This is a genomic window from Jatrophihabitans telluris (assembly GCF_023516435.1).
Lineage (GTDB): Bacteria > Actinomycetota > Actinomycetes > Mycobacteriales > Jatrophihabitantaceae > Jatrophihabitans_A > Jatrophihabitans_A telluris.
Genome location: NZ_CP097332.1, coordinates 4023283 through 4035096 on the forward strand (window position 1 = coordinate 4023283; position 11814 = coordinate 4035096).

General features: G+C 68.8%; 10 protein-coding genes, 1 tRNA gene and 1 riboswitch. Of the genes, 5 read left to right on the forward strand and 6 right to left on the reverse strand.

Translation table 11 applies throughout. The features are described 5' to 3' along the window. Positions 1 to 31: 31 nt before the first annotated feature. Together M6D93_RS18565 and M6D93_RS18570 are read left to right on the forward strand one after the other, a co-directional pair. The gene (locus tag M6D93_RS18565) at positions 32 to 796 is read left to right on the forward strand and encodes a sirohydrochlorin chelatase (RefSeq protein ID WP_249771592.1); all 765 of its coding nucleotides are present in this window, start codon (positions 32 to 34) and stop codon (positions 794 to 796) included. A gap of 38 nt (positions 797 to 834) precedes the next feature. After that, positions 835 to 911 (forward strand) — tRNA-Phe (locus M6D93_RS18570). Positions 912 to 1175: 264 nt separating this feature from the next. Here M6D93_RS18570 and M6D93_RS18575 read toward each other — a convergent pair. The 5 genes from M6D93_RS18575 to M6D93_RS18595 form a co-directional block, all read right to left on the reverse strand. Continuing rightward, a complete protein-coding gene (locus M6D93_RS18575) occupies positions 1176 to 1940 on the reverse strand; it encodes a nucleoside/nucleotide kinase family protein (protein WP_249771593.1) in 765 nt (254 codons plus the stop codon). Next, on the reverse strand, positions 1937 to 2812 hold the full coding sequence (locus M6D93_RS18580) for a sugar phosphate isomerase/epimerase family protein (protein ID WP_249771594.1): 876 nt from the start codon (positions 2810 to 2812) through the stop codon (positions 1937 to 1939). Before M6D93_RS18580 ends, M6D93_RS18575 begins: the two co-directional genes overlap by 4 nt. A 91-nt stretch (positions 2813 to 2903) precedes the next feature. Further along, the gene (locus tag M6D93_RS18585) at positions 2904 to 3677 is read right to left on the reverse strand and encodes an ATP-binding cassette domain-containing protein (RefSeq protein WP_249771596.1); all 774 of its coding nucleotides are present in this window, start codon (positions 3675 to 3677) and stop codon (positions 2904 to 2906) included. After that, positions 3674 to 4696 (reverse strand): ABC transporter permease, encoded by a 1023-nt coding sequence (locus tag M6D93_RS18590; protein ID WP_249771598.1) that lies wholly within the window; start codon positions 4694 to 4696, stop codon positions 3674 to 3676. Before M6D93_RS18590 ends, M6D93_RS18585 begins: the two co-directional genes overlap by 4 nt. A 28-nt stretch (positions 4697 to 4724) precedes the next feature. Beyond that, a complete protein-coding gene (locus M6D93_RS18595) occupies positions 4725 to 5762 on the reverse strand; it encodes a substrate-binding domain-containing protein (RefSeq protein ID WP_249771600.1) in 1038 nt (345 codons plus the stop codon). Between the two features lie 197 nt (positions 5763 to 5959). Between M6D93_RS18595 and M6D93_RS18600 the strand changes: the two genes are divergently transcribed. The 3 genes from M6D93_RS18600 (at position 5960) to M6D93_RS18610 (ending at position 9180) form a co-directional block, all read left to right on the forward strand. Further along, positions 5960 to 7099 carry an ROK family transcriptional regulator gene (locus tag M6D93_RS18600; RefSeq protein WP_249771602.1) on the forward strand — a complete coding sequence of 380 codons (1140 nt, stop codon included), beginning with the start codon at positions 5960 to 5962 and terminating at the stop codon, positions 7097 to 7099. A gap of 125 nt (positions 7100 to 7224) precedes the next feature. After that, positions 7225 to 7833, forward strand: coding sequence for a phosphoribosylglycinamide formyltransferase (purN, locus tag M6D93_RS18605; protein WP_249771604.1), 609 nt, complete (start codon positions 7225 to 7227; stop codon positions 7831 to 7833). Positions 7834 to 7959: 126 nt separating this feature from the next. Continuing rightward, positions 7960 to 8118: riboswitch (cyclic di-AMP (ydaO/yuaA leader) on the forward strand. 15 nt (positions 8119 to 8133) lie between these two features. Next, entirely contained in the window at positions 8134 to 9180 is a 1047-nt protein-coding gene (locus M6D93_RS18610) for a C40 family peptidase (protein ID WP_249771606.1), read from the forward strand. Positions 9181 to 9261: 81 nt separating this feature from the next. Here the strand turns inward: M6D93_RS18610 and M6D93_RS18615 are convergent, their stop codons facing one another. Further along, positions 9262 to 11709, reverse strand: a complete 2448-nt coding sequence (locus tag M6D93_RS18615) for a Tex family protein (RefSeq protein ID WP_283818613.1) — start codon at positions 11707 to 11709, stop codon at positions 9262 to 9264. Between the last annotated feature and the right edge of the window lie 105 nt (positions 11710 to 11814).

Here is an 11814-nt window from a genome sequence, read left to right on the forward strand (position 1 = left end):
TCGTCTTCGTCCGTCCTGCCATGCTGGTCCGATGAGCTCCTCCGCAGCGCCCGTGCTGCTCGCAATCGCGCACGGCACCCGCGACCGCGCCGGGATCGCCGTGCTGGAGCGGCTGGCCGAAGCGGTCCGTGCCGAACTCGCCCGCCAAGGCCAGTCCGGAGTCGGCCGCCAGGGCCAGTCCGGAGTCAGCGTCCAGCTCTGCTACGTCGACGTGGCCGCACCGAGCCTGGCCGATTCCCTGGCCGGCCTGCACGGTCCGGTCGTGGCGGTCCCGTTGTTGCTGGCCACCGGGTACCACGTCGCGATCGACATTCCTGCTGTCGTGGACGGCTATCCAGACCAGATCACGGTCACCGAGCCGATCGGGCCGGACGAACGGATCAGCCGCGTCGTCCAAGCCCGCCTGGACGAACTCGGCACGCCCGCACCCGAGGGGATCGTCGTGGTGGCGGCGGGCTCGTCCGATCCCGCCGCACGCGACCAGCTCGCCGAGGTTGCCGGGCACCTACAGGCTGGGTACCGGCATCGTGTGCTCATCGGACAGCTGACCGACGCCGACCCGCTGGCCGGCGTCGGTCCCGGCACGGTCGTGGCGAACTACCTGCTCGCGCCGGGGTTCTTCGACTCGAAGCTGCGGCGGATCGCCGCTCCACGCCCGGTCTCAGCACCGATCGGAGCCCACCCGCTTGTCGCCGAACGGATCGTCGAGCTCTACCGCAAGGGGTGTGATCAGCTGGCGATCGGTGCCGGGCCGACCGGTCGAACCCAGTTGGGTGCTGAGCGTCGGGACCTGTAAACTTCGGCAGGCCCGCGGTCCTCGACGGCGGGTGGTTCGGCCAGGTAGCTCAGTTGGTACGAGCGACCGCCTGAAAAGCGGTAGGTCGGCAGTTCGATCCTGCCCCTGGCCACCAACAGATCGCGCAGAATCCCTGGGCTCCAGAAGCGGGGCCACAGTGTTGGAACCATTCTCTGGTAGCCACCGGTAAGCCAGGTTTGGACAGGGCGCGGCACGTGGCCGGAGCGATCGCCAACGACAACCGGGACCACCTCGGTCCGGTCCAGAGCCTGCGTGCGGCCGGGCGTCGCGACCGTCGGGAAGCCGCTGGCGCTCTTGCGGGCTGCCGTTCGCGCATCCGTCCCTTCCGGAATAAGCGCGTCGATGACCGCAGCGCTGTTCAGCTCGTCGGCGTGGGTGTCGCGACGAGGTCGCCTGGAGCGGGGCTGACGACATCACCGGTGAGGATCAGGTCCGCCCGCTCGCGTGTCGCCTCGATGCGCTCGGCGTTGCGCTGATCGGGCCCAGCCGCCCAGGCCCGAGCTTGCTCGGGCGACTTGCCGAACCGTTCATGCCGCGCCACGAGGCGCTGCATCCTCAGGTCCGTCTCGATGTCGCAGAACCACACCTCGTCCAGGACCGCCCGCGCTCGGGGCCAGGGTCCCTCATCGAGCAACAGGTAGTTCCCCTCGGTGACGATCACTCGCGTCGCCTGCCCGACGGGGATGCTGCCCGCTATCGGCTGCTCGATGTCCCGGTCGAAGGCGGGTGCCCAGACGTCCTCCTCAGCCTGCCGCAGCCGCTGTAGGAGCGCGATGTAGCCGCCGGCGTCGAAAGTGTCGGGTGCGCCCTTGCGGTTCGCGCGCTGCAGCCGGCGGAGTTCGACATCGGCCAGGTGGTACCCGTCCATCGGAACGTGCGCCACATGCGAACCGATCCAGCTGCGTGCCGGATCGGTGGCCACGTCGCCGGGCCGGGCCCGGACCGTCCACTCGGCCTCGTGATGCAGGAGGGCCTGGACGAGGGCGAGCGCGAGCGTGGTCTTGCCCGAGCCCGGGGCCCCGACGATGCCCACGATGATTCGCTGTCCGGGGTGTTCGGCGACCAGCCGATCGACACGCCTGACCAGGGCGGTCAGATCTGCGGGGCCGGCCGACGCGGTCATGCCGCCGCGCGTACGAGGAACAGCTGGTCGGTGATGAACTGGTGCGCGTGGCGAGCGAGGTCCTCGCCGTCGGTCCAGAGGTTGCGCCAGATCGCGAGATCGTTGGACAGCCCACTGGCCACCACCGCGGAGGAGAAGCTCTCGAACGTGATCGGACCCTGATAGCCGACCGTGTCGAGTGCGCGGAAGAACGGCGCGAAGTCCAGGTGGCCGGAACCGAGGTAGCCGCGGTGGTTCTCGCCGATGTGGACGTAACCCAATCGCTGACCGACTTCGAGGACGGGTCGCACGAAATCGTCCTCCTCGATGTTCATGTGGTAGGTGTCCAGGTGGATCAGAACGTTATCCGAGCCGATGTCATCAGCCAGGCGCAGGGCGTCACGCGCGGTGTTGATGACGTTGGTCTCGTAGCGATTGCAGATCTCCAGTCCGAGCGTCATGTCCAGTTGGGTGGCCTGCGCGGCGAGGTCCTGCAGAACCGAGACCACGTTCTTTCGCCCGGCGTCGGAAAGCGGGTGGCCGTACTTGCCGAGCGCGCTGTAGAGCGCGCCGGTGAAGTGGGTCCCGCCGAGGGCATGGGTGATCTGCAGCGAATCGCTCAGTAGCTGCGCTCCGCGTTCGACGGTGTCGACGTCCTCACTGGATACGTCGGCGTCGAAGGCCAGGCCACGGGAACAGGCCACCGACAACCCGGCCTCCTCGAGCTGGCGCCTGGTCTGTTCGACATCGAGGTTGAGCGAATCGTGCAGGGAGATCTCGAGCAGGTCGTAACCGGTCTTCTTGGTCTGGCTGATGGCGCGGGTGACGGACTCGGGCGAGGTGTCGCCCGCCCAGACCAGGGCGTGGACGCCGATCGGGTTGGTGAAGCTCATGGTGTGACTTTCTGCTGGCAGGGAAGGGGGAAACGGGCCGAGGCTCGTACGGCCGCCGAGACAGCCGGCGGGCCGGTGAAGGGGGAATCGCTCAGGCCGCGAGGGCGCCTGTGATGAGACCGACGATCTCCTCGCCAGTGGTCTCCGCGGTCCGACGGCCGCCGACGCAGCGGCCGGCTCGCATGACCCACACCTGGTCGGACAGCCGCAGGACTTGTTCGAAGTTGTGGCTGATGAGCAGCACGGCGTGCCCGTCCTCGCGCAGTTTGTGGATCAGTTCCTCGACCTTGGCCGTCTCCTGAACGCCGAGCGCCGCGGTGGGCTCGTCCATGATCACGAGTTTGGAACTGAAGCTCGCCGCGCGGCAGATCGCGACCGCTTGGCGCTGGCCGCCCGACAGCCGCCGCACGCGGGAGGTCACCGCGGGAACGTTCACGGCCAGGGTCGAGACCATGTTCTCCGCCTCGCGTTTCATCGCGCGGCGGTTGAGCAGCGCGAACGGCCCCTTGCCGTAGACCTTTTCCCGGTTGAGGAACAGGTTCTGCCAGACGGTGAGGTCCTCGACGAGGGCGAGGTTCTGGTGCACGGTCTCGATCCCGGCCGTGCGGGCGTCGTCGGGGGTGTGGAAGTGGATCACACCGCCGTCGAAGGTGATCGCGCCGGAGTTGGGACGGTGAATGCCGGAGATGCAACGAACCAGGGTGGACTTGCCTGCCCCGTTGTCACCGACCAGGGCCGTGATCTCGCCACGCTTGAGGTTCAGCGTGACGTTCTGCAACGCCCGGACGGGTCCGAAGGCCAGCGACACGTCCTCGACGACAAGGAGATCGGTCGCGGTGCGGGGGGTCATTTCGTCGATTGTCATTTCTGGAACCTTGAGAGAAGGGCGGCCAGGACGACGACCACGCCGACGGACAGGGGCTGGTAGAACTGTGAGACTCCGAGCAGGGTCAGCCCGTTCGTCAGAGCTGTGAGTAACAGGGCGCCGACCACCGGGCCGAAGATGCTGCCGCGGCCCCCGACCAGGCTCACGCCGCCGAGGACGACCGCCGCGACCGAGTTCAGCAGGTACGCGGTATTGGCTGCGGGCTCGGCGGCGCCGACCCGGGAGACCAGCAGGATCGCGGCCAACCCGGCGAGGACTCCGGCGATCGCGTAGACGGCCAGCTTGATGCGTTGGGTCCGGACGCCAGTGGCGGCGGCCGCCTCGACCGAACCTCCGGTGGCCAGGACGTGCGTGCCGAAGCGGGTGCGGAAGTACACCACGTGCGCCAGCACCGCAACGATCGCGGCGATGATGAACGACCAGCCCAGCAAGCCGATTCCTCCGCTGGACAGCTTGAGCAGCGTCGAGTTGATGACCGTGGTGGGCTTGCCGTTGGACAGGATCAGGGCCGCACCGGACGCCGCCGACAGCGTGCCCAGCGTGGCGATGAAGTCGGTGATCTTTCCCAGCGACACCAGCAGGCCGTTCACGATCCCCCACGCCAGTCCGGCGACGACGGCGACCACGCACGACAGTGCCAGGTTGCGCTGGTGCTCATAGGTCAGTCCGAACGCGACCGCCGCGAAAGTCATCACCGAGGCGACCGAGAGGTCGATGCCGCCGGTGGTGATCACGAACGTCTGCCCGACCGCCAGCACGATCAGGATTGCCGACGCGGTGAGCATCGCCTGAATGTTGCCGCTGGACAGGAAAGTCGAGTTGGCGGACTGGAACACGATGACCAGCAGGACGAGGCCGACAAGCGCGGCCCACTCGGCCCAGAAGCCGATGTCCTTCAGCCGCGCCAGCGGGGCGGGCCCTCGGGCAGCGCTTCGAAAGCTGGCCGTCTTGGCACCACTCTGCGCCGAGGTGCCGGAGGGGGTGTGGATGTTCGTCATGACGACTTCCTTCTGAACACGTCCGCCATCACTTGGTCAGATCGGCGAACGGGTCGGTGTAGGTGCCGAAGGGCTTCGGCGTGGCGGCCAGCGCCTTGGCGGCATCGGCCTTGGTCACCAGCTCGACCGGAGCCGCGACGTTGGGGGGCAGGGTCTTGCCGGCGGTGGCCGCCTTGCACGCCTCGACGCCCATCGAGCCGATGACGTACGGGTACTGCGCGACGACTGCGGACAGCTCACCGTTCTGGACGGCGGTCAGCGCGTCCTTGATGCCGTCGACGGAAATCACCTTGACCGTGCCCGTCTTGCCGGCGGAGGCGATCGCCCGGGCGACACCTAGCGCCATGTCGTCGTTGGCCACGAAGAAGCCGGCCAGGGTCGGGTTCGAACGCAGGATGGTCTGGGCTTGGGTCAGGGCTTCCTGACGGTCCCAGTTGGCCGCGATGGTCTGGGTGAACTTGATGGAACTCGTGCCGGCGATGCCCTGCTGGAAGCCGGTCACCCGGGCGCCGCTGGTCACGTCACCGGCGGTGCCGCCGATTGCCGCCACCGAGCCGCCGCTGGGGAGCAGCTTGACCATCTCGGCACCGGCGAGCTTGCCCGCCGCGGTGTTGTCCGTCCCGATGTAGGTCGCCACCGTCGCGTTCGCGCTCTTGGCCGCCGAGGCGTCCACCGGGGAGTCGATGTTGACGATCGTCTTGTGTTTGGCCGCCAGCTGAGCGATGCCCTGGATCAGGTTGGTTCCGCTGATGGGATTGACGACGAAGCAGGAGTAGTCCTGGTTGGCCAGCGCGGCGAGCTTGTCGGCCTGCCCGGTCGTGTCAGTGATCGAGTTGGCAGCCTGCACCTCGACCGACACCGAGTCGGACGCGGCCTTGTCCTTCACGCCGCTTTCCATGGACTGGAAGAACGGGTTGTCCAGGCCCTTGATGACGACGGCAACCTTGCTCGAGCCGGATGTACCGCCGCTCGAGCTGGACTTGCCGGACGAGCAGGCGCCGAGCGCGAGGGTCGCGGCCACGGCGGCGGCCAGCGGAACGGTCAGGGTTTTCGACGGGACGTACATGGGAGCTCCTCGGTGGGTTTTTGACTACTGCTGGCATTACTTTAGACTAGGATTGAGCAAAAGCAATACCTGTTGTAACATAACTGCAACCACACCGTCGAAGACGACCAACCGAATTGGGGTTTGCCATGGCCTCAGGGGCCGCTGTGCCGTCAGGCCGAGCAGGCGCGGTTGTCGATCTGCATCGGATCCTGTCGATGTTTCGCACCGGACAGTCGCTGACCCGAGCCGACGTCGTCCGCGTCAGCGGACTGTCCCGGGCCACGGCCAATCAACGTCTGGACGCCCTCATCGCGGGCGGACTGGTGACGACCGAGGAGCCGGCCAGCTCAACGGGCGGACGGCCGGCGGGCCTGTTCGCCTTCAACCGCACCCGCGGCGTCCTACTCGTTGCCGACATCGGGGCGACGGCGATGCGCCTGGCGCTGTGTGATCTCAGCGGCAGCGTGCTCACCGAGGTCGAGGAATCCATCGCCATCTCCGACGGACCGGTGGCCGTGCTCAAGGTGGTCGGCGAACACCTCACCACCCTGCTCCACCGAACCGGCCACGCGAGCGGGGACGTCATGGGCATCGGCGTGGACGTGCCCGGGCCCGTCGACTTCGCGACCGGTCGGGTGGTCAGTCCGCCGATCATGACCGGCTGGGACCGCTTCGACATCCCCGGTTGGTTCACCGGGACCTACGACTGCCCGGTCGTCGTCGACAAGGACGTCAACGCCATGGCCGTCGGCGAACACCGATTCAGCTTTCCCGACGTATCCCACATGATGATGCTCAAGGTCGGCACCGGCGTGGGCAGCGGACTCATCGCGGCCGGCAAAGTGCACCGCGGCGCCGACGGCGCGGCCGGGGATATCGGCCACATCCAGCTGAACCTTCCCGACGAGCGCGGGTCGGAGCCCCTGTGCCGCTGCGGGAACTACGGGTGCGTCGAGGCCTACGCCGGCGGGTGGGCGATGGCGCGGGATCTGCGAGAGGCGGGCAAGGACGTCCACACCGTCGATGACGTGCTCCGCTTCCTGCAGACCGGGGACGTCACCGCCCAACAACTGCTCCGCCGCGCCGGTCGAATCCTCGGGCGGGCGGTCGCCGACGCTGTGAACCTCTTCAACCCGCGAGTCATCGCGGTCGGTGGCCAGCTCGCCCATACCGACGAACAGCTGCTGGCCGGCATTCGCGAGATCGTCTACCAGCGTTCTCTGCCGCTGGCCACGCGAAATCTGCAGATCGTGCGCAGCCGGCTCGATCCGCGCGCCGGGCTCGTCGGCCTGTCGGCGCTGCTCTCGGACGAGATCTTCTCCCTGGAACGCCTGGGCAGACTCTTCGCGCTCTGAAACCCGGACGGGACCGGTCCGGAGCGAGCGGTGGGTAGCGGGCCGATCGGCCGGAGGCGGATTGGTAGGTTGTGCTGCGGTCGGGGGCGGAGCGGTCCCGCCGAACCAGCGAAGGGCAAGCCCGCATGAACGATCGGCCGGACCGAGTCTCGGTGGCGGTACTCGTATCGGGTGCCGGCTCGAACCTGCGCGCCCTGCATGCGGCGTCGCTGACAGCCGACTCGCCGTTCCGAATCGTGCTCGTGATCAGCAACAACAGCGGCTCGGGCGGTCTGGCCTACGCGGCCGACCACGCCATCCCCACCCTCCACGTGTCCGGCCGAACCCATCCCGATCCCGGTGCCCTCGACGCCGAGCTGGTGCGTCAGCTGCAGGCACACCAGATCGAGCTCATCGTCACCGCCGGCTACATGAAGAAGGTCGGCCCGCGGGTCCTGGCCGAATACGCCGGACGCATCCTCAACATCCACCCGTCGCTGCTGCCGGCCCACGGCGGTCCGGGCATGTACGGCGCAGCGGTGCACCGGGCCGTACTCGCTGCGGGAGATCGGCTGAGCGGGCCGTCGGTGCACCTGGTCACCGACGAGTACGACGAGGGCGAGATCATCGGCCACCAGGAGGTCCCGGTGCTCGACGGCGACACCCCAGAGACGCTCGCCGCCCGCGTCCTCGTCGCCGAACACGAGCTGCTGCCCATGGTGGTGACCGAGCTCTCCCGTCGGCTTCGCCGCTGACCGCCCACTCCGTGCCAGTTCACAGACGGCGTCGCGTAATCTGATCGAGACCTTCCGGTTCACCGCTCCCCACCAGGGTGGCGCCGGCCGGTCACCGCCGAATCGACACTCGTTCCGCCGACCGCCCCTCGTGGCTGGCCGGCGGAACTCGTTGAGCCGAGGACCCACTCAAGTTCTGGGGTGAATCGGCGCGAACGTCCAGGCCACCCCGCCCGGACACCGCGCCGTAGGGCACCTTCCCAGCCCGAACCCGGCAGCTAACTTGGTAGGCGGTCGAGTGGAAGAGGAGTCTCGCCAGCCGTGGCGCCAGCTCGAATCGCACCAAAGCGCACCATCCGACTTGCCGTCGCCACTGGCCTGACCGTTGCCGCTCTCGGCCTCGGCAGCGTGTCCGCCCTGGCGAATCCGCACCTGCAGACGCCCGGCAGCGCTGACACCACCGGATCGGTGACGGACAAGCTGGCCACCCTCGCCACGGCCAGCGAGAAGCTGAGTGAACAACTCAACGCCGCCAAGCTCACCCTCGCCAATGCCTCGAAGGCGGCCAGGCTCGCCGACGACGCCGCGACGACCGCCGCGGCACAGGCAGCCGGCGCCCAGCGCGCGCTCGCCTCGTCGCTGGCGCAGCAGTACAAGGCCGGCTCGTTCGGCCAGACCGCGGCACTGTTCACGAGCGGGTCGGGCCAGAACTACCTCGACGAGTTGCAGTCGCTCAGCCAACTCAGCGCCCACCAGAGCGCCATCGCCGCCCAGGCAGTCGCGGCCAACGAGCAGGCGAAGTCGGCTCAGAGCCGGTCAGCCCAGGCGGTCGCCGAGGCCACCGCCCAGGAGCGGGCGGTCCAGCAACGGCAGACAGACCTCAAGGCTCAGATCAGCAAGTACCAGACCACGCTCGCCACGCTGACGGCGTCGGCCCGCAGCGCCTACTACGGCTCGTCCACGCCCAGCTCCGCCGAGATCGCGGCTGCGGTGGCCAACTACTCCCACGGCGCGTCGGCCCAGGACGTGCTGGCCATTCGCGCGGCGCTGGCCCAACTCGGCAAGCCCTACGTCTGGGCTGCAGCCGGACCGAGCACCTTCGACTGCTCGGGATTGACGATGTGGGCCTGGAACGCCGCCGGGGTTGCGCTTCCGCACCTGGCCTCGTCCCAGCAGGGCATGGGCACGCCTGTGGACAGAGCGTCGCTGCGGCCGGGCGACCTGGTCTTCTTCGGCTCGCCGGCGTACCACGTCGCGCTGTACATGGGCAGCGGCATGATCATCCAGGCCCCGACTTCCGGCGACGTGGTCAAGATCAGCCTGCTCGCCGGCATGCAGGACTACTCCAGCGCGACTCGCCTGGGCTGAAGCCGGCACGGAGCCGGAACCGGAACGGCGGCCGGAACCGGCCCGGGACGGCGGCCGGGCGGCCGGGCGGCCGCCGGCCCTTCACCGACCGAAGCCGGCCCTGCGCAGCGCGTCGGCCAACGCCCCGTCCGCGGGTTTGGAGCCCGCGGCACCTCCCTGAGGACGGCTCGGGCGCTGCCCCCGCCGATCGCCTCGGCCGGGCTGTGAACGATCGGTCGATGCCGCCGACCCTGCCGACCCTGCTGCCGATGCCGACCCTGCCGACCCCGACCCCGATGCCGATGCCGATGCTCCCGAGGATGCCGGTTCCTCGTCCAATCGCAGGCTCAGCCCGATCCGTTTGCGGTTGACGTCCACCGCCGTGACCTTGACCCTGACGATGTCGCCCGGCTTCACGACGTCGCGGGGATCGGCGACGTACCGGTGCGACATCGCCGAGATGTGCACCAGCCCGTCCTGGTGGACGCCGACGTCGACGAAGGCTCCGAAGGCGGCCACGTTGGTGACCGCCCCCTCCAGCACCATGCCCACCGACAGATCGCCGATGGTGTCCACGCCCTCGGCGAACGCCGCCGTCGCAAACGCCGGACGGGGGTCGCGGCCGGGTTTGTCGAGCTCGGACAGGATGTCGGTGACGGTCGGAAGGCCTACGGTGTCGGTCACGAAGTCGGCGGGCCGCAGCGAGCGCAACAACGACGAGTTGCCCAACAGCTGCGGCAGTGCCACCGACGTAGCGGTAACGATGCGGCGCACCACCGGGTAGGACTCGGGGTGCACGGCCGACGCGTCGAGGGGATCGTCGCCGCCCAGGACCCGCAGGAATCCGGCGCACTGTTCGTAGGCCTTGGCACCCAGTCGGGGCACGTCGAGCAGGCCGGCCCGCGAACGGAACGGGCCCACCCGGTCGCGGTGGGCCACGATGTTCGCCGCAAGACCGTCGCCGATTCCCGACACCCGGGCCAGCAGCGGCACGGAGGCGGTGTTCACATCCACGCCGACGGCGTTCACGCAGTCCTCGACCACGGTCTCCAGGGACCGGGACAGCGCCACCTCGGACAAGTCGTGCTGGTACTGACCGACTCCGATGGACTTCGGATCGATCTTGACGAGCTCGGCCAACGGGTCCTGCAGGCGACGGGCGATCGAAACCGCGCCACGCAGCGACACGTCCATCCCCGGCAGCTCCGCGGCCGCATAGGCCGAGGCCGAGTAGACCGAGGCGCCTGCTTCGGAGACGACCGCCTTGGTCAGGGACAGTTCCGGGTGCCGGCTGATCAGTTCGGCGGCGAGTTTGTCCGTCTCACGCGACGCGGTGCCGTTGCCAATGGCGATCAGATCCACCGCGTGGGCGGCGCACAGCGTGGCGAGCGTCGCCAGCGACTGTTCCCAGCGCTGGGCCGGAACGTGGGGGTAGATGGTGTCGGTGGCCAGCACCTTGCCCGTCCCGTCGACCACGGCGACCTTGACCCCGGTCCGCAAGCCGGGATCGAGCCCGAGCGTCGCGCGGGTCCCGGCCGGCGCGGCGAGCAGCAGATCCCGCAGGTTCGCGGCGAACACCCGGATCGCCTCGTGCTCCGCGTTCTGGCGCAGCCGCATCCGCAGGTCCAGAGCGAGGTGGTGGTAGATCCGGGTACGCCACGCCCACCGGACCGTGTCGAGCAACCAGCGGTCACCCGGCCGACCGGCGTCGAGGATGCCGAACCGCGCCGCGATCCGGCCCTCGTAATAGGTAGGCGCCTGACCGACCGGGGTGCCCGGGGCCGAGTTCAGTGCGCTGGCATAGGCCCCTGAACCGTCCGGAACGTCCTCGATGTCCAGCGACAGGGTGAGGATGTCCTCCTTCTCTCCGCGCAACAACGCCAGAGTGCGATGGGACGGCAGCTTCGGCAGGGGTTCGGAAAAGGCGAAGTAGTCGGAGAACTTCGACCCGTCGCTCTGCCGGCCCTCGCGCACGGCGGAGGACAGCCGCCCCCGTGACCAGAGAGTCTCGCGTAGCTCCCCGAGCAGGTCGGCGTCCTCATCGAATCGTTCGATCAGAATCGCCCGGGCGCCGCCGAGCGCCGCGGCCGCGTCGGGCACCCCGCGCTCCGGCGAGACGAAACCAGCCGCGGCGTGCTCGGGGACACCCGTGGGGTCGCCGAGCAGCGATTCGGCCAGCGGTTGCAGCCCGGCCTCACGCGCGATCTGCGCCTTGGTGCGACGTTTCGGCTTGTAGGGAAGGTAGATGTCTTCCAGCCGGGCCTTCGTCTCGGCGCCCACGACGGCAGCGCGCAACTCGTCGGTGAGCTTGCCCTGCGCCTGGATCGACTCCAGGATCGCGGTCCGGCGGCCGGCCAGCTCACGCAGGTAGGAAAGCCGCTCCTCCAGGGCCCGCAGCTGAGTGTCGTCGAGGGTGCCGGTGACCTCCTTGCGATAGCGGGCGATGAAGGGCACCGTGGCACCTGAGTCCAGCAAACCCACGGCCGCGACCACCTGGGCCGGCCGGACCCCGAGTTCGGTCGCGATCTGCTGTTCAATCGTTGCCGTCACGATCGGACACCCTACGACGTAGGCCGATACCGGCCGCGGGTGCGCAGGACCCGGGCGCCCTATGCAGATGCCTGAGGGCAGCAGGCACACTGGAGCAAGCGCGCC